The organism is Pseudomonas sp. UMAB-40, from assembly GCF_900095275.1.
Lineage (GTDB): Bacteria > Pseudomonadota > Gammaproteobacteria > Pseudomonadales > Pseudomonadaceae > Aquipseudomonas > Aquipseudomonas mandelii_B.
In genome coordinates this window covers 133,982-153,524 of the sequence record NZ_LT607557.1, presented here as the reverse complement: position 1 = coordinate 153,524, position 19,543 = coordinate 133,982, and the positions used below count along the sequence as shown (strand labels likewise).

Genomic DNA, 19,543 nt, shown 5'->3' with positions numbered 1-19,543 from the left:
TGGCTATGTCGCAGACGATTCGTGACAACCTCAAACGCTTGCTCGCACCGCGCCACCTGGCGTTTATCGGTGGCCGCAGCATGGCCCGCGCGCTCAAGCGCTGCGCCGACGGCGGCTACCTTGGCGAGATGTGGCTGGTCAATCCGCAGCACGACAGCCTTGAAGGCGTGCCGTGTGTGCGCAGCATCGCCGAACTGCCGTGCGGCCCGGACGCGGTGTTCATCGCGACCAACCGCGAGCTGACCCTGACCTGCGTTGCCGAACTGGCTGCCAAAGGCGCAGGCGGGGCAATCTGCTATGCCTCCGGGTTCGCCGAAACCGGTGCCGAGGGCCAGGCCTTGCAGCAACAATTGCTGAAAGCCGCCGGCAACATGGCCTTACTCGGCCCCAACTGTTACGGCCTGCTCGACTACTTGCACAGCTCCGCGCTGTGGCCGGTGGCCCATGGCGGCAAACCGGTGGAGAAGGGCGTCGCCGTCCTGACCCAAAGCGGCAACTTTGCCTACAACGTGTCCATGAGCGACCGCTCGCTGCCGGTGGCCTACATGGCCTCGGTCGGCAATCAGGCGCAACTGGGCGTCGCCGAACTGATGGACGTGTTGCTCGATGAGCCGCGCGTCACCGCCATCGGCTTGCACCTCGAAGGCCTGAAAAACGTCCCGGGTTTCGCCCGCGCCGCGCACAAGGCATTGGAGAAGGGCATTCCGATCATTGCCCTGAAAACCGGCGTGTCGCAGATCGGTGCCGAACTGGCGCTGAGTCACACCAGCTCGCTGTCCGGTTCCGATGCGCTGTACGACAGTCTGTTTGCGCGCCTCGGCGTGATCCGCGTCAGTGGCCCGGTGAGTTTTGTCGAAACTCTGAAAGCGGCGGCGTGCGGCAAGCTGCCCGCGGGCAACAGCCTGATCGCGCTGGCCTGTTCGGGAGGCGACGCCGGGCTGATTGCCGACTACGCCGAGCGTAACGACTTGAACCTGCCCAAACTCAATGAAGGCCAGATCGGAGAACTGGCGCAGGTGCTGCCGAGCTACGCCAATCTGGTCAATCCGCTGGATTTCACCACGGCGATCTGGGGCGACGGCGAAGCCTTGAACCACATGCTCGACAGCGCCCTGCGCACCGAAGCCGATGCGGCGATGCTGGTGCTCGATTACCCGGCGCAATTTACCGGCGAGCGCAAGGAATGCGACCTGCTGCTGGAGCTGTTCTGTGCTGCCCTTATCCGCCACGGCAAGACGGGTTTTGTCACCTCGGCCTTCCCGGAGTTGCTGCCGGCCCACGCTCGCGAACGTCTGCATGCCCAAGGTGTGGCGGCGTTGCAAGGGGTCGAAGACGGGCTGGCGGCGTGGGGCCGAATCGCGGGTTATCAGCGTAACCGTCAGGCGTTGCTGGCGCTCGGTGAATCGGCGCTGGTGCCGCACTGCCCTCAGGCGTTGGAAGGCGAAGGTCGCTTGCTCAATGAATGGGATTCGAAAAAAGCGTTGCGCGCCTTCGGCCTGCAGACGCCCAACGGCGTATTGAGCACCCCGGACGAGGCATTGAGCGACGCCAACGCGCTGGGTTATCCGTTGGTATTGAAAGCGGTCAGCTCCCAACTGCCGCACAAAACCGAAGCCGGCGCCGTGGCGTTGAACCTCAAGGACGGCGCCGCCCTGAGCGCCGCCCTGGAAAAAATGCGCGCCAGCATCGCCGATTACGCGCCGCACGTGCCGTTCGATCACGTGCTGCTGGAGCCCATGGCCAAGCCGCCGTTGGCCGAGCTGATCGTCGGTATCAAACGCGAAAACGACTTCGGCCTGGCCCTGGTCATCGGCGCGGGCGGGATTCTGGTGGAGTTGCTCAAGGACAGCCGTAGCCTGTTGCTGCCGACTACCGACGGCGCGATTCGCCAAGCGTTGCTCGGCCTGCGCAGTGCCCCGTTGCTGCAAGGTTTTCGCGGGCGCGAAGCGGCGGATCTGGACGCGCTGGTGGCGGCGATTCGTGCGGTGGCCGATTACGCCTGCGAGAACGCCGGGCAGTTGCTGGAACTCGATGTGAACCCATTGTTGGTCGGTGCCGATGGCACGACTGCGGTCGATGCGTTGATTCGCCTCGGCCACGAGTGAGGAAGTGAACATGCAAAGCACAATATTGACCGGCGGCCAGGCCCTGGTACGCCTGCTGGCCAACTACGGCGTCGACACCGTGTTCGGAATCCCCGGCGTACACACGCTGGAGTTGTATCGTGGCCTGCCCGGCAGCGGCATTCGTCATGTGCTGACGCGCCACGAGCAAGGCGCCAGTTTCATGGCTGACGGCTACGCGCGGGTCAGCGGCAAACCGGGTGTGTGCTTCATCATCACCGGGCCGGGCGTGACCAATGCCGCGACCGGCATCGGCCAGGCCTATGCCGACTCGATTCCGATGCTGGTGATATCCAGCGTCAACCACACCGCCAGTCTCGGCAAAGGTTGGGGGTGTCTGCACGAAACCCAGGATCAGCGTGCAATCACCGCGCCGATCACCGCGTTCTCGGCGGTGGCGCTCAGCGCCGAAGACCTGCCCGAGTTGATCGCCCGTGCCTACGCGGTGTTCGACAGTGAACGTCCACGTCCGGTGCACATCTCGGTGCCGCTGGACGTGCTGTCGGCAAAAGTCAGCCGCGACTGGAGTAATGAAGTGGTGCGTCGCCCAAGCCGTGGCGTGCCGGCAGCCACGGCGCTGGATCAGGCTGTCGCCAAACTGCAAAGCGCCAAACGACCGATGATCATCGCCGGTGGTGGCGCATTGAATGCGCAGCGGCAAGTGCATGAACTCAGCACCCGACTCGCCGCGCCGCTGTTCACCAGTGTCGCCGGCAAAGGCCTGTTGCCGCCGGATGCACCGCTCAATGCCGGCTCGACCCTGTGCGTAGAGCCGGGCTGGCAACTCATCGCCGAGGCCGACGTGGTGCTGGCGGTCGGCACCGAAATGGCCGACACCGATTTCTGGCGCGAGCGTCTGCCGCTGAATGCCGAACTGCTGCGCGTGGACATCGACCCGCGCAAATTCAACGATTTCTACCCGTGCGCGGTGGCGCTGCAAGGCGATGCGCAACACACCCTAGCCGCGTTGCTGGAGCGTCTGTCGCCCGCCAACCGCGATGCCAGTTCAGCGATCGCGTCTGTCGCAGCACTGCGTGAAGCGGTGAGAAACAGCCACGGCCCGTTGCAGTCGATCCATCAAGCGATTCTCGAACGTATCGCCGCCGAGCTGCCGGACGATGCCTTCATCAGCACCGACATGACCCAACTGGCCTACACCGGCAACTATGCCTTCAACAGCCTGGCGCCACGCAGCTGGTTGCATCCGACCGGTTACGGCACCTTGGGTTATGGCTTGCCGGCGGGCATCGGCGCCAAGTTCGGCGCGCCGCAGCGGCCAGGTCTGGTGTTGGTCGGCGACGGCGGTTTCCTCTACACCGCGCAAGAACTGGCCACCGCCGTCGAAGAGCTGGACAGCCCGCTGGTGGTGTTGCTCTGGAACAACGATGCGCTGGGGCAGATCCGCGACGACATGATCGGGCTGGATATCGAGCCGATTGGCGTGCTGCCGCGCAACCCGGACTTTGCCGCCCTTGGCCGCGCGTTCGGTTGCACGGTGACCGAGCCGCAAAGCCTGGCCGAGCTGCAAACCGATCTGCGCCACGGCTTCAAGCGCAACGGCGTGACCCTGATCGAGCTCAAGCATGCGTGCGCGCTCTGACGCCATTTTTACAATAGGGATACCGCCATGCGCTTCTCCGATCTGACGCAACGCATCGCTGGTGACGGCGCTGCCGCCTGGGACATTCATTACCGCGCACTGGCGCTGCAAGAGCAGGGTGAGGACATCCTGCTGTTGTCAGTCGGCGACCCGGATTTCGACACCCCGGTGCCGATTGTGCAGGCAGCCATCGACAGCCTGTTGTCCGGCAACACCCACTACGCCGATGTGCGCGGTAAACGCGCACTGCGTGAAAGCATCGCAAAACATTACGGGAAACGCAGTGGCCAGCACGTCTCGGCGGAGCAGGTCACCGTGCTCGCCGGGGCGCAATGCGCGTTGTTCTGCGTGGCTCAGTGCGTACTGAATCCGGGCGACGAGGTGATCGTCGCCGAACCGATGTACGTCACCTATGAAGCGGTGTTCGGTGCCTGTGGTGCGGTGGTGATTCCGGTGCCGGTGCGTTCTGAAAACGGCTTTCGGGTGTTGCCCGAAGACGTCGCTGCACGCATCACCCCGCGCACTCGGGCGCTCGCGCTCAACAGTCCGCATAACCCGTCGGGCGCCAGTTTGTCCCGTGGCACGTGGCAGGCGCTGGCGCAGCTGTGCATCACTCACGACCTGTGGCTGATTTCCGATGAGGTCTACAGCGAGTTGCTGTTCGACGGCGAACACATCAGCCCGGCGAGTTTGCCGGGCATGGCCGAGCGCACCGCGACGCTCAACAGCCTGTCGAAATCCCACGCCATGACCGGCTGGCGCATCGGCTGGTCAATCGCACCGCCCGCCTTGGCCGAACACCTGGAAAACCTCGCGCTGTGCATGCTCTACGGTTTGCCGGATTTCGTGCAGGACGCCGCCGTCGTCGCACTCGAAAGCCACTTGCCGGAACTGGAAGCCATGCGCGAAGCCTATCGCCAACGTCGCGATCTGGTCTGCGACTGCCTGGCCGATTGTCCCGGCGTGCGGGCCTTGAAACCCGATGGCGGGATGTTCGTGATGGTCGATATCCGCGACACCGGGCTCAGCGCCCAGGCGTTCGCCGACCGCCTGCTTGATCGCCACGGCGTCTCGGTGTTGGCCGGCGAAGCGTTCGGCCCGAGCGCTGCCGGGCACATTCGCCTGGGACTGGTGCTGGGGGCGGCGCCGTTGCGTGACGCCTGCCAGCGAATTACTCGTTGCGCCACTGAACTGATGGAAGCCCAAGTCTATGCATAACCACAAGACGCTGTTTATCGATGGCCGCTGGCAAACCCCGTCGGGGCAGGGCATCGCCGAGGTCATCAACCCGGCCACTGAAGAGGTCGCAGGTTCGGTGCCGCTGGGCGATGAGCGCGATGTCGACAATGCGGTGGCTGCGGCGCGCCGGGCCTTCGGTTCATGGTCGCGAACGCCGTCGAGTGTTCGCGCCGGTTACCTGCGTGCGCTCGCCGAGCAGTTACGTGCGCGGGCCGACGAGATGGCAGCGGTCATCACCACTGAGTTGGGGATGCCGGTGCAATGGTGCCGTTCGGTGCAGGTTGACGGACCCATCATCGGCCTGGAGCAATACGTCGAACTCGCCGGCTTGATGGATGAAGTGCGCGAGGTCGGCAATTCGCTGGTCATCCGCGAGGCGGTCGGTGTCTGCGCTTTCATCAACCCGTGGAACTACCCGCTGCATCAACTGATTGGCAAGCTCGCGCCGGCGTTGGCAGCCGGTTGCACCGTGGTGGTCAAACCGAGTCAGGAAACTCCGCTCCACGCGTTTTTGCTGGCGCAGATAATCGAAGCGATCGGCTTGCCGGCGGGGGTGTTCAACCTGGTCAGCGGTCCGGGTTCGAAGGTCGGCGAAGCGCTGGCCAAACACCCGGACGTGGACATGGTGTCGTTCACCGGCTCCACTGGTGCCGGGGTTCGCGTGGCACAAGCGGCGGCGCCTTCGGTGAAGCGTGTGTGCCTGGAACTGGGCGGAAAGTCAGCGCTGTTGATTGCCGAAGACGCGGACCTGGCCGCCGCCGTGCGCTACGGCGTGCAGGACGTGATGATCAACTCCGGGCAGACCTGCACCGCGTTGACCCGCATGTTGCTGCCCGCCAGTCGTTACGCCGAGGCCGTGGAACTGGCGATTGCCGAAACCCAAAGCCTGCGCATGGGCGATCCGCTGGACCCGCAGAGTTTCCTCGGGCCGATGTGTTCGGCGGCGCAACGGCGCACCGTGCTTGACTACATTCAGGTCGGCCAGCAGGAAGGCGCGCGGCTGCTGTGTGGTGGTGACACCGCGCTCGAATTCGAGCGCGGCTATTACGTCAGCCCTACGCTGTTCGCCGATGTCGACAACCGCATGCGCATCGCCCAGGAAGAAATCTTCGGCCCGGTGCTGTGCCTGATTCCCTACGCCGATGAAGCGCAAGCGATTCAGATCGCCAACGATTCGCCGTTCGGCTTGTCTAGCGGTGTCTGGGCCGGCAGCACCAAACGCGCTTTGCAGCTTGGGCGGCAGTTGCGCGCCGGGCAGTGCTTTCTCAACGGCGCGGCGTTCAATTATCAGGCGCCGTTCGGGGGCTACAAACAATCGGGCAATGGCCGGGAATGGGGAGAAGAAGGGCTCAACGAATTCGTGGAAGTGAAGGCGATCCAGGTGTGACCTTTGGCGATTCAAACGATCTGCGCACCGTTATCGTCCGCCCATACAAAACCTGTAAACGTTTAGGGAATTGCCATGAAAGTTTTGATTGTCCACGCTCACCCGGAGCCGAAATCCTTTACCGCTGCCCTGCGTGACCAGGCGGTGGCGACCCTTGAGGCCCAGGGGCATGAGGTCCGGGTCAGCGACCTGTACGCCATGAACTGGAACCCGGTGGCCAGCGCCGATGACTTTTCCTCGCGGGAGAATCCCGAGTACCTGGTGTATGCACTGGAGCAACGCCTGGGGGTGAAGAGCCAATCGCTGGCGCCGGACATCCAGCAAGAACTCGACAAGCTGTTGTGGGCCGACTTGCTGATCCTGAACTTCCCGATTTTCTGGTTCTCGGCCCCGGCCATGCTCAAGGGCTGGATTGATCGGGTGCTGGTGTCGGGTATCTGCTACGGCGGCAAGCGTTTTTACGATCAGGGCGGGTTGAGCGGCAAGAAGGCGCTGGTTACCGTCACCTTGGGCGGCCGTGAGCATATGTTCGGTGATGGCGCGATTCATGGTCCGCTGGAGGATATGTTGCGGCCGATCCTGCGCGGCACGCTGGCCTATGTCGGATTTGACGTGCTGGAGCCATTCGTGGCCTGGCATGTGCCTTACATCAGTGATGAAGCGCGCAAGGGATTCCTGCAAAGTTATCAGCAGCGTCTGGAGCATCTGAGTGATGACCGGCCGATGCAGTTTCCGCGGTTGTCGCAGTTTGATGAGGCGTTGTATCCATTGCCTGGTTAAAAAAGGCTTTTGGCCAGGGCTTGGAGGTGAACTCACTGGCCCTATCGCGGGCAAGCCCGCTCCCACAGGGTTTTGTGTCCATCGCGATAATGTGACCGACACAAAACCTGTGGAAGCGGGCTTGCCCGCGATGGGTCCCGAAAGCCCAACCCAAAAAACGAAAACTGCCGAAGCTGTTCATAGCCTGAACAGTTTCGGCAGTGTCCTCAGGTTTAGATCTCCTTCACCGGCGTTTCACCCTCAACCCCTTTGATCAACCCGATGGCATGCAGGCAATCCGCCTTGTTCACATACGATTCGCCACTGGCGATCGTCTCGTGGTTCCCCGCCCTCAAGCGCCAGCGCCATTGTCCTTTACCGGTGCTCGGCGTGCCTTTGGATTGCCTGTAAATCTCGAAATACATTCTGCTCGCTCCATGCGATGGGTCATTGCGACAACCTGTGTGCCGCATCGGGGGCAAGCCTAGCGGAGCTGGGTTTTTTGGCCATCAGGCATTTGTTTCCAGGCATTTGAAAATATTTCAGCCGGCGCAACCGGGCCGGTGCGACTGGCCAAAACCCCCGCAGTTTCGCCCTTGCATCACCTCCCTTGGTCCTGCTTAATACGACACGGCTCATGGCGTCGAGCAGCTGTCGGCGATCTCGGATTGTAGAAAAATCACTATAAAAAAGAGCAATCAATTGACTCATCAGCACGGAACGCAACTGACCGGGCATGTGCAGCTTTCGCTGGTGATCCCGGTGTTAAATGAAGCGGCGACCATTGATTTGTTCATCGCGCGGATCACTGACGTCTTCAAGGATGAAACGCTGATCGGTCTGGAAATGGTGTTCGTCAACGACGGCAGCACCGACACCACGCTCGACCTGCTGCTGGAACGTCAACAGACCGATACGCGCCTGCGCATCGTCGATCTGAGCCGCAATTTCGGCAAGGAAGCGGCCCTGACCGCCGGCTTGCAGACCGCCACCGGCCAGGTGGTGGTGCCGATCGATGTCGATTTGCAGGACCCGCCAGAAGTCATCCTCGAGATGATCGCCCTTTGGCGTGAAGGCTATGAAGTGGTGCTGGGGCATCGTGTGAGTCGCAAGACCGACTCCTGGGCCAAGCAAACCTCGGCCAACTGGTTCTACCGCCTGCACAACAAAATCGCTGAGCAACACCTGCCGGAAAACGTCGGTGATTTTCGGCTGATGGACCGTTGTGTGGTGGATGCCCTGCAAACCCTGCCCGAGTCCCGGCGCTTCATGAAAGGCCTGTTTGCCTGGGTCGGGTTTCGCACCACTCACGTGAACTACGAGCGCCTTGAACGGGTGGCGGGGGCGAGCAAGTTCAACGGCTGGCGGTTGTGGAACTTTGCGCTGGAAGGCATCACCAGTTTCAGCACCGAACCGCTGCGCATCTGGACCTATCTGGGGCTGTTTGTCTCGCTGATCTCGTTCTCGTTCGCCATTTTCATCATCTTGCGAACCTTGATCTCCGGTGTCGATTTGCCGGGTTATGCCTCGCTGATGGTCGCCGTCACGTTTCTGGGCGGCCTGCAATTGATCGGTATCGGCGTGCTGGGTGAATACCTGGGCCGGACGTATATCGAGTCAAAACGCCGCCCGGTGTACTTGGTGCGGCGTGTCTACGACCCCAAGGACTGAACCATGGATCTCAAGGAAACCGACATCCTCGGTTCAAGCATCGATCAGCACTGGTATTACGCCTCGAAAGCAGCGGCCACCACGCGAATGCTGGGTAACACGCCGTTCACAAGGATTCTCGACGTGGGCGCAGGCTCGGGGTTCTTTTCCCACCATTTGCTGACGCATTCGGCGGCCCGAGAAGCCTGGTGCGTCGACATCAGTTACGACGATGATTCGGACGTCACCACCGCCGGTAAACCGGTGCATTACCGTCGCGGCATCGACTCGGCGGACGCCGATCTGGTGCTGCTGATGGACGTGCTGGAGCATGTCGACGACGACGTCGGGTTGCTCAAGGCTTACGTCGATAAAGTCCCCTCCGGCAGCCGTTTCCTGATGACGGTGCCGGCGTTCCAGTTTCTCTGGAGCGGGCACGACGAGTTCCTGGAACACAGGCGCCGCTATACCTTGCCGCAGCTGGAAACGGTGGCTCGGGACGCCGGCCTGAGCGTGAAGCAGGGCGCGTACTACTTCGGTCTGGTGTTCCCGATTGCCGCCACCCTGCGTTTGTTGCCCAAGGGTGCACAACCGTCGCCACCACGCTCGCAACTCAAGCAGCACCATCCACTGGTGAATACGGTTTTGAAGACGCTGTGCAGCGTCGAACTGCCCTTCATGGGCGCGAATCGTCTGGCCGGGTTGACGGTGTTTGTCCTGGCGCAGAAGCCGTGACGTCAGCTGAAAAATCCGCCTTGATCCAGCGTGGCCTGCGTTTTGCCGTGACCGGGCTGTTCGTCACGGCCCTGCATGCGCTGGTGGCCGTGTTGTTTATCCATTACGTGCTGCCTCTGCCGCCCTTGGCCAATGGCGCGGCATTCGCCGTGGCGACCGTGGTGTCTTACCTGATCAATACCACCTGGAGCTTTTCCGCCCGGTTGCATGGCCGGACGCTGCTGCGCTTCATGATGGTTTCCGCTGCCGGTTTCCTGCTGGCGATGCTGGTGGCCTGGGCTGCGCAAATGGCCGGGCTGCATTATTTGCTGGGGATTGGCGCGGTGGCGCTGACCCTTCCGGCCTTCACCTTTGTATTGCATAACTTCTGGACGTATCGATGAAGGCTTCAGGCAAACAGTGGGTGGTCGCATGGCTGCCACTGTTAATGGGCGTTGTGTCGTTTCTCATGGTGATCGGGCCACGCGCGCTGGACCCGCAAAACATTGCCTGGCTGGAAAGCGGTGACCCGGCGACTCATTATTTGGGCTGGGCGTTTTTCCGACACGCTCCATGGACATTTCCGCTCGGGCTGAACCCTGCCTACGGGTTGGAACTGGGCAACGCGATCATCTTCTCTGACTCCAATCCGCTATTGGCTTTGCTGTTCAAACCCTTCAGTGCATGGCTCCCCGAGACGTTTCAATACTTCGGCATCTGGCTGTTGATGTGCTTTGTGCTGCAAGCCTGGTTTGCCTGGAAATTGATGGGGCTGGTAACACCCAGTGTCTTGCTCGGGCTGTTGGGAACGGGTTTGTTCCTGTTTTCGCCGCCAATGTTCTTGCGCATGGGCAGTCATCTGTCACTTGCCGGCCATTTTCTGATCCTCGCGGCGCTGTACCTGGCATTGCTGCCCAATGTGGCGCGACGCCGACTGGCTTGGGGTTCGCTGTTGGCGGCTACCGCGCTGGTGCATGCGTACCTGTTGGCGATGGTGGCCTTAATCTGGGTGGCCGATCTTGTCGGCAGAACTTTCAAACATCAGCTGAAATGGCGCACTGCACTGATCGAGTTGGCCCTGCTGTTTTTGCTGGTGAGTGTGTGCTGCTGGCAGGCCGGGTATTTCAGCGTCGGCGACGGTACCGTTTCCGCCGGTTTTGGTCTGTATCGCATGAATTTGCTGGCGCCGATCGATGCGAACGGTTGGTCGCTGGTATTGCCGAATCTGCCGGAAGGCAGCGGCGACTACGAAGGTTTCAACTACCTGGGGGCGGGCCTGCTGTTGCTGGCGATCTGCGCTGGCGTCGTGCTGTTTCGTCGCACGACGGGCGTTGGCAACACGCTACGTGGTCTTCCTGTTCTGTTGTTGACCCTGATCGGCTTGACGCTGTTTGCGCTCTCGAACGACATCGGCGTTGGCCGGTTCGGTTTTCATTACTGGCTGCCGGAGCGATTCGTCGATCGGGCCAACATTTTTCGCGCATCGGGACGGATGTTCTGGCCGGTGTTCTACGCCATCGTGCTTGTCGTCATTTATCTGGTGGTGCGCGGCCATCGACCGCGTGTTGCCGCCTGTTTGCTGGCGTTGGCGATGTGTGTCCAGGTCGTGGATACCCAGGATGGCTGGGCGGGGCTGCGTCAAAACCGGATGATGGCCAAGGCTTCGCAGTGGTCCACCCCACTGCGCGATCCATTCTGGGCCAGTGCGGCCTTGCACTATGCAAAGGTTCGTTCGTTGCAGCCACAGAATCAGTCGGATACCTGGCAGCCCATCGCCAATTACGCCGCCAGCCAAGGGCTGAAAACCGACACCGCTTATCTGGGCCGCATGAGTTCGAAGGCGCTGGAACGGGCTCGACAAAACGCCGCACGGATGCTGCAAACAGGCCAGTACGAGCCGGATTCGCTGTACATCCTTGATGAAAAATCGATGCTTGAGGCCGTCAAAAGTGTCCGCAGCGACACCGATCTGCTGGCCCGCATTGACGGACTGGTGGTGTTGGCTCCGGGCTGGAAGCAATGCGCTCAATGCCTTGCGATGGAAGACGGGGGACGCTCGATGCAGTCGGTCCCGTTGATCAGACAGGGGCAACAACAACTGTTCAACTACAGGACGTCGAGTCTGGCCAACGGGTGGTCGCCCCCTGAAACCTGGGGCACCTGGTCGGAAGGCGCAGAGGCCGAGATTCTGCTGCGGGTTTCGCCCAAGGCTCAGTCCATCGCAATCGAGGCGCTGGCCTTCGTGCAGCCCAATCACGAGAGTCAGACGATGGTCTTTACCATCAACGGCGTACAGGCGTTGTCGACTCGTCTGACGAGGTTGCAGGGTAATCACATCGAAATCCCCCTCACACCGGCCATTCACGACGCCATCGCCCGGGACTCGATGATGCGCATCCACGTGCAATTGCCCGACGCTATCAGCCCGAAACAACTGGGGCTGGGGGATGATCAGCGCGTCATGGGCCTGGGGTTGAAGTCGCTGACCGTGCAGTGATTCACCCGTACACGGCGCCCATGCGGATAGACGCCGGCCCCAAGGTCTTTCTACACTGCCTGCAGTGTTGAGGAACGGGGGCAAGGAATGAATCGCAACGAACTGCGCAAGGCTGACATCAACCTGATGGTGGTGTTCGAAACGTTGATGCTCGAGCGCAACGTCACGCGGGTGGCGGAGAAGCTGTTTCTCGGCCAGCCGACCATCAGTGCCGCGCTCAACCGACTGCGGACGATGTTCAACGATCCGCTGTTCATTCGGGTCGGCCATCGCATGGAGCCGACGGCGCGGGCCGAGGAAATTATCCTGCACCTGTCGCCGGCGCTGGACTCGTTGTCGGTGGCCCTGAGCCTGACCCACGATTTCGACCCGGCCAGCAGCACCATGACCTTTCGCATCGGGCTGTCGGATGACGTCGAGTTCGGCCTGCTGCCACCACTGCTGCGCGCCTTGCGCCAGGAAGCGCCGAAGGTGGTGTTCGTGGTTCAGCATGTCGATTACTGGCGCATTCCCGACTTGCTGGCCTCCGGCGATATCACGGTCGGCATCAGCCAGACCCGCGGCCTGCCAGCCAACGCCAAGCGCAAGTTGTTGCGGCACATCCAGCCGAGCATTTTGCGCGCCGATGCTTCGGACACCCCGCTGACCCTCGACGAATATTGCGCGCGCCCACATGTGTTGGTGTCGCACACGGCCAACGTCAGTGGCTACGCCGATGAATGGCTGGCGGAAATCGGCCGTACCCGTCAGGTCGTGCTTTCGGTGCCGCAATACAGTTCGTTGCCGGCCCTGCTGGCCGGCACCGACCTGATCGCCAGCCTGCCGGATTACGCGGCCGAGGCGATGGCCGCGTCCGGCCATCTATTCAAGGAACCCTTTCCGTTCAAGACCCCGACGCTGGACTTGTCCATGGTCTGGCTCAGCCACGTCGATACCGACCCGGCCGAACGCTGGTTGCGTGCGCGGCTGGAGGCGTTCATGAGTGAGCGCCCGGAGTTGCCGCTGCCCAAATGAGTCAGACGACGCTGTGTTATATGTAAGACCTTTCTGCACACTACCAGGAGCCAGACCATGCCCCACCTGCACATGGAATACACCGCCAACCTGCCCGGCCTGAACGCCGACGTGGCGTTGATCCGGCTCAATAATGCCTTGGTGGCTTCCGGTCAGTTTGCTGCGGAGTTCGATATCAAGAGCCGTGCGGTGAAGGTCGCGACGTTCAAGGTCGGCACGGCGATGGGGGAAAGGGCGTTTGTGCATGTGAAGCTGGCGCTGCTGAGCGGTCGCCCGCCGCAGATCAAAAAGCAGTTGTCCGATAGCCTGCTGGCCGTGGTGCAGGAACTGTGTGAATGGCCGACAGGGGTTGAAGTCCAGTTGTGCGTGGAGATCCTCGACATCGACCGTGAGTCCTACACCAAGACCGCCATTGGCCACTGAGTTTCAGGCCATTTCCTGCTCGGCGCAGGCTTTGATCACTTGCTCGCGCAGCCAGGTGTTGGCGCTGTCCTGATCGACGCTTTGACTCCACTGCATGTCCAGGGTGAAACCCGGCAAGCCGTTGGGCGCTTCGCAGTGATTGAAGATCGCCTCGTTGGCCAGCAATTGCTGGATACGGCGGGGCAACGTCAGGATGAAGTCGGTGCCGGTGATCATTTTCAGCGCCGCGCTGTAGCTGTTGGAGCGCGCGATAATTTGCCGTTTGTGCGCCTGTTGCGCCAGCCAGCCATCGACCATGTTGGTGGTGGATGTCCACGGCGTCGGAAACACATGCCGGCGTTCGACAAAAGCCTTCAGGCTTAAACGGGGTTCCAGTGGCGTGGCGCGCTTGTCAAAGACGCAGACCAGATCATCTTCCAGCAACAACCGGGATTTGAGGTCGCTGTGGCTGCGATGAAGATGGGGGCCGAAACAAATCACCAGGTCGAGGCTGCCATCGCGCAGGTCTTCGGCGGGGATGTCGGTTTCGAACTTGTGCATGTTGACCATCACCGGCAGGTCGGCGAAATCGAAGCTTTTCAACAGGCGCGGCAGGATCAACTGCTCGAAGTATTCCGGTGCGCAGATATTGAACGTGACCGGTTGCAAGGTCGGGTCGAACGACTGGGCGCCGGCGTGGCAGAGGTTGATGCTTTCGAGGATCTTCAGCACATGGGTGTACATGGTGCTGGCTTTGTAGGTGGGGCGCATACCCGTGCGGGTATTGATGAATAACTCGTCTTCAAAACTGGTGCGCAGTTTCTTCAGGCAGTAACTCACGGTGGACTGGCTGACGCACAGCGCCTCCGACACACCGGTGACGCTGCTTTGCTCATACACGGCGACAAACACCATGAGGTCCTGCATATCGAGCTTTCTAAGCAAGTTACTGTTCAGCATCCATTCGGTCTCGCTGTGCTCCTTGCGCTGACTGTGCGCAAACGTGTGCGAACGATCCTAACGGAACGATGGTGCCAGGAGAATGCCCCGTAGGACGTTTCACAGTCAGTTGTGGGACAGAAAATGTTACGAACACGACTTATGAATTTAATCCCACAAAACATGGCCGAAGGCCTTTACCCATGACCGGTGGCAGGCACTGCGCGGTAAGGTGCTGAACAGCGTGCTCAGGCAGCGGCAGGAAATTGCCTGGCGTAATGCCGCGGATTGAAACGCAGGGCCATCAGGATCATCAGCGCCATGACACCGGTCAGGCACCACCAGGCCGATTCGAAGCTGCCCGACTGATCGCGGACCATCCCGGCCATCAGCGGCGAGAGGCCGGCGATCAGGTAGCCGATGCCTTGTACGAAGGCCGTCAGCCCGCCGGCGCGTTGCGGGTTGTCGAGGTGATCCAGCGACACAATCAGGCTCATCGGGAACAGGCCGCCGATGCCCAGCCCCAACAGGCACGGCCATAGCAGGCTGAAGTGTTGCGGGCTGAGGATAAGCCCACAGAAACCGGCCATGATCAGCGCCAGCAACACCACCAGCACCAGGCGTCGGTCACGGCTGCGGTTGGCGATGGCGGGGGTCACCAGCCCGGACAGCACTTCCATGGCCGTCAAGAAGCCCAGCAGCAAACCGGCATTTTGTTCGCTCCAACCCTTTTCCACGTAGTACGGCGCCAGCCAAGCCAGCACACAGGTGTAGGACGCAGTGCCCAAACCGAAGAAGAGGGCGAGTAACCAGGCGCGGGAATGAGTGAAGAACGATGTGTTGCGTGGTGCCGGTGCCGGTGCCGTTGATGTCCCCGGCCGCCCGAGGGGCCAGAACAGCAATGCCACCAGGGCCAGCGCGGCCCAGATTGCCAGCCCCACGCGCCAACTGCCGGTGCGGGCCATCACCAGGGGCGCAAACGAGGCCGCTATCGCCGCTCCGCCCATGATCGACGTCACATAGAGTCCCATGCACACGGCAACGTTGTCGCTGAAGCGGGATTTGATCAGCGCCGGCATCAATGCCTGGATCAGCGCAATACCGATGCCGGCCAGCATGGCGCTGAGGATCAGTTCGGCGGCCGAGTCCACGAACAGCCGCAAGACCGTGGCCAGGCCAATGATCATCAGCGAAATCACCACTGTGCGCTGTTCGCCAAGGCGTTGGCTGACGCTCAGGCCGAAGAACATCGCCAGCCCCATGGCCATGACCGGCAACATGGTCAGCAGCGAGGCCAGGCTGAAACTCAACGGGATGTCCCCGCGAATGGCCGACAGCAAAGGCCCGACGGCCGCCATCGACGGACGCAGGTTCAGGGCGACGAGGACAATACTGACCATCAGCCAGAGGGCAGGGCGGGAGGTTGTGCGAACGTTTTCCATCAATCGGGCCTTCAATAACAAGGAGCCGATTAGGCGCGTGAGACCTGGAGGCCGCAAATCAGATAGTCCGCAGCGGTATTTAAAAATTAAATACCTCCGTCACACCACAATTCCCCCTGTGGGAGCGGGCTTGCTCGCGAAAGCGGTGTGTTAGTCGGCACATGCATTGACTGACACACCGCTTTCGCGAGCAAGCCCGCTCCCACAGGGGATATTGGGTGTCTGGGCAATTGATTGTTTAGTCTGCCCACACCCAAAGTTCTTCAAATCCTGATTTAACGACCTGACCGCCCGTGTGACGCTGCTGCTCATCTGTTTTCTGTGGTTTTTTCTATGGACGGTTGCCCCGTCGCACTTCCCTCCGAATTAGCCTTCTGGGCGCTCTGGCACTGCCGGCACGCGCGCCCGCCGGATTTCTGCCTTTCCCGTTGATTCTTCTGACAGGTCCCGCGCTGTGCGACGGGATCAAACCGGCAGCGCCTGCGCGTTGCCTGACGCGGAAACAAGAGAATTCCCATGAGTTGTGCCACGACCTCCTTCGCCACGAAGCAAGAAGCTTTGACCTTTCTCGAACAGAACCCGGATATCGAGATGTTCGAGCTGTTCATCCTCGACAACAACGGCGTGCCACGGGGCAAGTTGCTGCATCGTGATGAACTGCTTGCGGTGTACGAAAGCGGGCGGCCGTTGCCGAGTACCATTCTCGGCCTGACCATCAACGGCGATGACGTGGAAAACTCAGGCCTGGTCTGGGACGTTGGCGACATCGATTGCCGGGCGTACCCGATCAGCGGCAGCTTGACCCGCATGCCGTGGCGGTTGATTCCGACGGCGGCGGTGCAGGTCAGCATGCACCCGAAGGAAGGCATGCCGGCGACGATTGCCGATCCACGGCATCTGCTGGCGAAGGTGATCGAAGGCTTGCAGGCCGACGGTTATTACCCGGTGATGGCGGCGGAGCTGGAGTTCTATTTGCTCGATCAGCAGCGCGACAGCAACGGTCGGCCACAGCCGGCGCGGGACGTCGATGGTGGGCGACCGCGTTCGACGCAGGTCTACGGTTTACGGGAGCTGGAGCAGATCGAGCCGTTTCTGGCGGATCTCTACAGTGCCTGCAAACTGCAGGGTATTCCGGCACGCACGGCGATTTCCGAATACGCGCCGGGGCAAGTGGAAATCACCCTCGAACACCGCACCGACGCGCTGCAGGCGATGGACGAAGCGGTGCGCTACAAACGGCTGGTCAAAGGTGTCGCGCATAAACACGGGATGACCGCCTGCTTTATGGCCAAACCGTTCGATGACCTGGCGGGCACCGGCATGCACATGCACGTCAGCCTGGCGGACAAGGACGGCAACAACCTGTTCGCCAGTGAGTCCCCGGACGGCACGCCACTGCTCAAACACGCGGTCGGTGGCATGCTCAGTACCTTGCTCGATTCGTTGCTGATGTTCTGCCCGAACGCCAACTCTTACCGTCGATTCCAGACCAACAGCTATGCGCCGCTGGCAGCGACCTGGGGAGTGGACAACCGCACCGTGAGTTTGCGCGTGCCCGGTGGCCCGGCGTTCTCACGGCACATCGAGCACCGCATCTGCGGCGCCGACGCCAACCCGTATCTGGCCGCCGCAGCGATTCTGGCCGGCATCCATCGCGGCATTCGCGAACAGCTTGACCCGGGCGCACCCGTGGAAGGCAATGGTTACGCCCAGGCCACGGAACTGTTGCCAACCGATTGGCTGACCACCTTGCGGGCGCTGGAAGGTTCGACCTGGGCGCGTGAAGCGTTCGGCGCAGAATTCCTTGGCGTATACCTGGCGGTGAAGCGCGCCGAGTATCGGCAGTTCATGGGCGAAGTCGGGGAGCAGGACTGGCGTTGGTATTTACATCAGGCCTGAACAGAAGCTGAACCATTCTCAAATAAGTTAAAAGTGTCGATCTCATAACAGGAGCCCACTAATCGTTGGCTTCTTTTTCACAAAAAATTGATGGTTGACTGGCTAAAGTTAGTGCTGTCACGGTAAATGAAATTTTCACATTTGCCGAGGGCCCTTCTTTTCAGGAACAGCCAACCATCATGTTGAAGTTCAAACCCGTGCGCCCCGAATGGGTGACACTGATTGCCAGCGCCTTTCTTTTAACAGGCTTTAATTTAGTGCTCTGGCAGCACCTGTTTGATATCACCGCGTCCGACGGCAAGGGCATCGTCATGCGCGTCGCGTTCGGCGTGATGATTCTCGCGGCGTTCAATATTGTGCTGACCTTCCTGGCATTCCGACGCGTGATGAAGCCGGTCTTGATTCTGATCTTCATGATCAGCGCCGGGGTCGCTTACTTCATGAGCCAATACGGTGTGCTGATCGACACCGGCATGTTGCGCAACTTTGCGCAAACCAACGCGACGGAAGTGCGTGACTTACTCTCGTTGAAGTTGCTGGTCTATATTCTTCTGCTTGGTGTTTTGCCTTCATGGTTAGTGTGGAAAGTTCCGGTTAATTACCGCCGCTGGCACCGTGAGTTGTTAAGTAAGGCACTGGTGAGTGTCGCTTCAGTCGCGGTCATCGGCGGCGTCGCGCTGGTGAATTATCAGGGCTTGTCTTCGTTGTTTCGCAATCACCATGAATTGCGTCTGATGGTGGTACCGAGTAACTACATCGGTGCTTCGTTCGGTTTTATGCGCGAGCAAGTCGTCTCCGCCCGGCAACCCTTCGTCAAGGTCGGTGAAGATGCCCAGCGAAATCCCGCCTGGCAAACCCACGGCCGTAAATCCCTGACGGTGCTGGTCGTTGGCGAAAGTGCCCGGGCCGAGAACTTCGGCATTCTGGGTTACAACCGCGACACCACCCCAAAACTGGATAAGGAAGCCGGCCTGATCGCGTTCACCGACGTGCATTCCTGCGGCACGGAAACGGCCGTCTCAGTGCCGTGCATGTTCTCGAACATGGGCCGCAAGAATTACAACGCCAGCACGGCGAAGAATGAAGAGGGCCTGCTGGACGTGCTCAAGCGCGCCGGTCTCGACGTCATCTGGCGTGACAATCAATCGGGCTGTAAAGGCACGTGCGACCGGGTCACCCTCGATGACGTGAGCAACCTAAAGGACCCGGTGCTGTGCGCCAACAGTGAATGCCGCGACGAAATTCTCCTGCAAGGTCTGCAGCACTTCATCGATACGCTGGATAAGGACACCGTGCTGGTCCTGCACCAGATGGGCAGCCATGGCCCGGAATACTTCAAGCGCTACCCGAAAGAGTACGAACGCTTTACTCCAGTCTGTGAAAGTAATGCGCTGAACAATTGCAGTCGCGAAAGTATCGTCAACGGTTATGACAATACGCTGGTGTACACCGACCACGTGCTGTCGACCCTGATCGATCTGTTGCGCAGTAATCAGGACAAAGTGGATACCGCCATGTTGTATCTGTCAGATCACGGCGAATCCCTGGGCGAATACAACCTGTTCCTCCATGGCACGCCTTACATGCTGGCACCGGAACAACAGAAACACGTGGCCATGTTGGCGTGGTTCTCCGACAGCTACCAAAAGTCGTTCTCGGTGGACACCCATTGCCTGCAACTGAGCCGCGACAAACCCCTGAGCCAGGACAACCTGTTCCATTCGATGCTGGGTCTGCTGGAGGTCAACAGCAAAGTCTACAACCAAGGGCTGGATATGTTCGCGGGTTGCCGTGGTGCCGTGATCGACGGAGTGTTGGCCAAAGAGTAACTGTGTCGACCTTTTTTTCACGGACCGGTCGTTAACCTGCGGCCGGCAT

The 19,543-nt window shown here is 60.7% G+C and carries 16 protein-coding genes; 13 read left to right on the top strand and 3 right to left on the bottom strand.

The window, feature by feature from the left end:
• Positions 1–5 precede the first annotated feature (5 nt).
• The 5 genes from K0F88_RS11940 (at position 6) to K0F88_RS11920 (ending at position 7,129) form a co-directional block, all read left to right on the top strand.
• Entirely contained in the window at positions 6–2,105 is a 2,100-nt protein-coding gene (locus tag K0F88_RS11940) for an acetate--CoA ligase family protein (RefSeq protein ID WP_219095193.1), read from the top strand.
• A gap of 10 nt (positions 2,106–2,115) precedes the next feature.
• A complete protein-coding gene (locus K0F88_RS11935; RefSeq protein WP_219095192.1) occupies positions 2,116–3,723 on the top strand; it encodes a 5-guanidino-2-oxopentanoate decarboxylase in 1,608 nt (535 codons plus the stop codon).
• Between the two features lie 27 nt (positions 3,724–3,750).
• Positions 3,751–4,941, top strand: coding sequence for a pyridoxal phosphate-dependent aminotransferase (locus tag K0F88_RS11930; RefSeq protein ID WP_094468647.1), 1,191 nt, complete (start codon positions 3,751–3,753; stop codon positions 4,939–4,941).
• On the top strand, positions 4,934–6,349 hold the full coding sequence (locus K0F88_RS11925; RefSeq protein ID WP_094468646.1) for an aldehyde dehydrogenase family protein: 1,416 nt from the start codon (positions 4,934–4,936) through the stop codon (positions 6,347–6,349). Before K0F88_RS11930 ends, K0F88_RS11925 begins: the two co-directional genes overlap by 8 nt.
• Positions 6,350–6,424: 75 nt before the next feature.
• On the top strand, positions 6,425–7,129 hold the full coding sequence (locus K0F88_RS11920; protein WP_219095191.1) for an NAD(P)H-dependent oxidoreductase: 705 nt from the start codon (positions 6,425–6,427) through the stop codon (positions 7,127–7,129).
• Between the two features lie 212 nt (positions 7,130–7,341).
• Here K0F88_RS11920 and K0F88_RS11915 read toward each other — a convergent pair whose 3' ends face one another.
• Positions 7,342–7,533 carry a DUF1508 domain-containing protein gene (locus tag K0F88_RS11915; RefSeq protein ID WP_010462174.1) on the bottom strand — a complete coding sequence of 64 codons (192 nt, stop codon included), beginning with the start codon at positions 7,531–7,533 and terminating at the stop codon, positions 7,342–7,344.
• Positions 7,534–7,810: 277 nt separating this feature from the next.
• On the opposite strand from K0F88_RS11915, the gene K0F88_RS11910 reads away from it, so the two are divergent.
• The 6 genes from K0F88_RS11910 to K0F88_RS11885 all read left to right on the top strand — a co-directional run bounded on the left by K0F88_RS11910 (position 7,811) and on the right by K0F88_RS11885 (position 13,406).
• Positions 7,811–8,779 (top strand): glycosyltransferase family 2 protein, encoded by a 969-nt coding sequence (locus K0F88_RS11910; protein ID WP_094468644.1) that lies wholly within the window; start codon positions 7,811–7,813, stop codon positions 8,777–8,779.
• 3 nt (positions 8,780–8,782) lie between these two features.
• Positions 8,783–9,493: a bifunctional 2-polyprenyl-6-hydroxyphenol methylase/3-demethylubiquinol 3-O-methyltransferase UbiG gene (locus K0F88_RS11905; RefSeq protein ID WP_094468643.1), complete on the top strand. Its 711-nt coding sequence runs from the start codon at positions 8,783–8,785 to the stop codon at positions 9,491–9,493.
• Complete coding sequence (locus K0F88_RS11900; protein ID WP_094468642.1) at positions 9,490–9,876, top strand: GtrA family protein; 387 nt, start codon at positions 9,490–9,492, stop codon at positions 9,874–9,876. The genes K0F88_RS11905 and K0F88_RS11900 overlap by 4 nt, the downstream gene beginning before the upstream one ends.
• A complete protein-coding gene (locus K0F88_RS11895; RefSeq protein ID WP_219095190.1) occupies positions 9,873–11,969 on the top strand; it encodes a DUF6311 domain-containing protein in 2,097 nt (698 codons plus the stop codon). Before K0F88_RS11900 ends, K0F88_RS11895 begins: the two co-directional genes overlap by 4 nt.
• An 87-nt stretch (positions 11,970–12,056) precedes the next feature.
• Positions 12,057–12,983 carry a LysR substrate-binding domain-containing protein gene (locus K0F88_RS11890; protein ID WP_219095189.1) on the top strand — a complete coding sequence of 309 codons (927 nt, stop codon included), beginning with the start codon at positions 12,057–12,059 and terminating at the stop codon, positions 12,981–12,983.
• Between the two features lie 57 nt (positions 12,984–13,040).
• A complete protein-coding gene (locus K0F88_RS11885) occupies positions 13,041–13,406 on the top strand; it encodes a 5-carboxymethyl-2-hydroxymuconate Delta-isomerase (protein ID WP_094468640.1) in 366 nt (121 codons plus the stop codon).
• Between the two features lie 3 nt (positions 13,407–13,409).
• Here K0F88_RS11885 and K0F88_RS11880 read toward each other — a convergent pair whose 3' ends face one another.
• Together K0F88_RS11880 and K0F88_RS11875 are read right to left on the bottom strand one after the other, a co-directional pair.
• The gene (locus tag K0F88_RS11880) at positions 13,410–14,345 is read right to left on the bottom strand and encodes a LysR family transcriptional regulator (RefSeq protein WP_219095188.1); all 936 of its coding nucleotides are present in this window, start codon (positions 14,343–14,345) and stop codon (positions 13,410–13,412) included.
• A 227-nt stretch (positions 14,346–14,572) separates the two neighbouring features.
• The gene (locus K0F88_RS11875) at positions 14,573–15,766 is read right to left on the bottom strand and encodes a cyanate transporter (RefSeq protein WP_219095187.1); all 1,194 of its coding nucleotides are present in this window, start codon (positions 15,764–15,766) and stop codon (positions 14,573–14,575) included.
• Positions 15,767–16,282: 516 nt separating this feature from the next.
• Here K0F88_RS11875 and K0F88_RS11870 point away from each other — a divergent pair.
• Both K0F88_RS11870 and K0F88_RS11865 read left to right on the top strand, forming a co-directional pair.
• Positions 16,283–17,665, top strand: a complete 1,383-nt coding sequence (locus tag K0F88_RS11870) for a glutamine synthetase family protein (RefSeq protein WP_219095186.1) — start codon at positions 16,283–16,285, stop codon at positions 17,663–17,665.
• A 179-nt stretch (positions 17,666–17,844) separates the two neighbouring features.
• Positions 17,845–19,494 (top strand): phosphoethanolamine transferase, encoded by a 1,650-nt coding sequence (locus K0F88_RS11865; protein ID WP_094468636.1) that lies wholly within the window; start codon positions 17,845–17,847, stop codon positions 19,492–19,494.
• Positions 19,495–19,543 lie beyond the last annotated feature (49 nt).

What these genes read in the sequence shown, in the direction of transcription:
- K0F88_RS11940 (WP_219095193.1), top strand. Translation starts at nt 6, where the DNA reads ATGTCGCAGACGATTCGTGACAACCTCAAACGCTTGCTCGCACCGCGC.
- K0F88_RS11935 (WP_219095192.1), top strand. Translation starts at nt 2,116, where the DNA reads ATGCAAAGCACAATATTGACCGGCGGCCAGGCCCTGGTACGCCTGCTG.
- K0F88_RS11930 (WP_094468647.1), top strand. Translation starts at nt 3,751, where the DNA reads ATGCGCTTCTCCGATCTGACGCAACGCATCGCTGGTGACGGCGCTGCC.
- K0F88_RS11925 (WP_094468646.1), top strand. Translation starts at nt 4,934, where the DNA reads ATGCATAACCACAAGACGCTGTTTATCGATGGCCGCTGGCAAACCCCG.
- K0F88_RS11920 (WP_219095191.1), top strand. Translation starts at nt 6,425, where the DNA reads ATGAAAGTTTTGATTGTCCACGCTCACCCGGAGCCGAAATCCTTTACC.
- K0F88_RS11915 (WP_010462174.1), bottom strand. Translation starts at nt 7,533, where the DNA reads ATGTATTTCGAGATTTACAGGCAATCCAAAGGCACGCCGAGCACCGGT.
- K0F88_RS11905 (WP_094468643.1), top strand. Translation starts at nt 8,783, where the DNA reads ATGGATCTCAAGGAAACCGACATCCTCGGTTCAAGCATCGATCAGCAC.
- K0F88_RS11895 (WP_219095190.1), top strand. Translation starts at nt 9,873, where the DNA reads ATGAAGGCTTCAGGCAAACAGTGGGTGGTCGCATGGCTGCCACTGTTA.
- K0F88_RS11890 (WP_219095189.1), top strand. Translation starts at nt 12,057, where the DNA reads ATGAATCGCAACGAACTGCGCAAGGCTGACATCAACCTGATGGTGGTG.
- K0F88_RS11885 (WP_094468640.1), top strand. Translation starts at nt 13,041, where the DNA reads ATGCCCCACCTGCACATGGAATACACCGCCAACCTGCCCGGCCTGAAC.
- K0F88_RS11880 (WP_219095188.1), bottom strand. Translation starts at nt 14,345, where the DNA reads ATGCTGAACAGTAACTTGCTTAGAAAGCTCGATATGCAGGACCTCATG.
- K0F88_RS11875 (WP_219095187.1), bottom strand. Translation starts at nt 15,766, where the DNA reads ATGGAAAACGTTCGCACAACCTCCCGCCCTGCCCTCTGGCTGATGGTC.
- K0F88_RS11870 (WP_219095186.1), top strand. Translation starts at nt 16,283, where the DNA reads ATGAGTTGTGCCACGACCTCCTTCGCCACGAAGCAAGAAGCTTTGACC.
- K0F88_RS11865 (WP_094468636.1), top strand. Translation starts at nt 17,845, where the DNA reads ATGTTGAAGTTCAAACCCGTGCGCCCCGAATGGGTGACACTGATTGCC.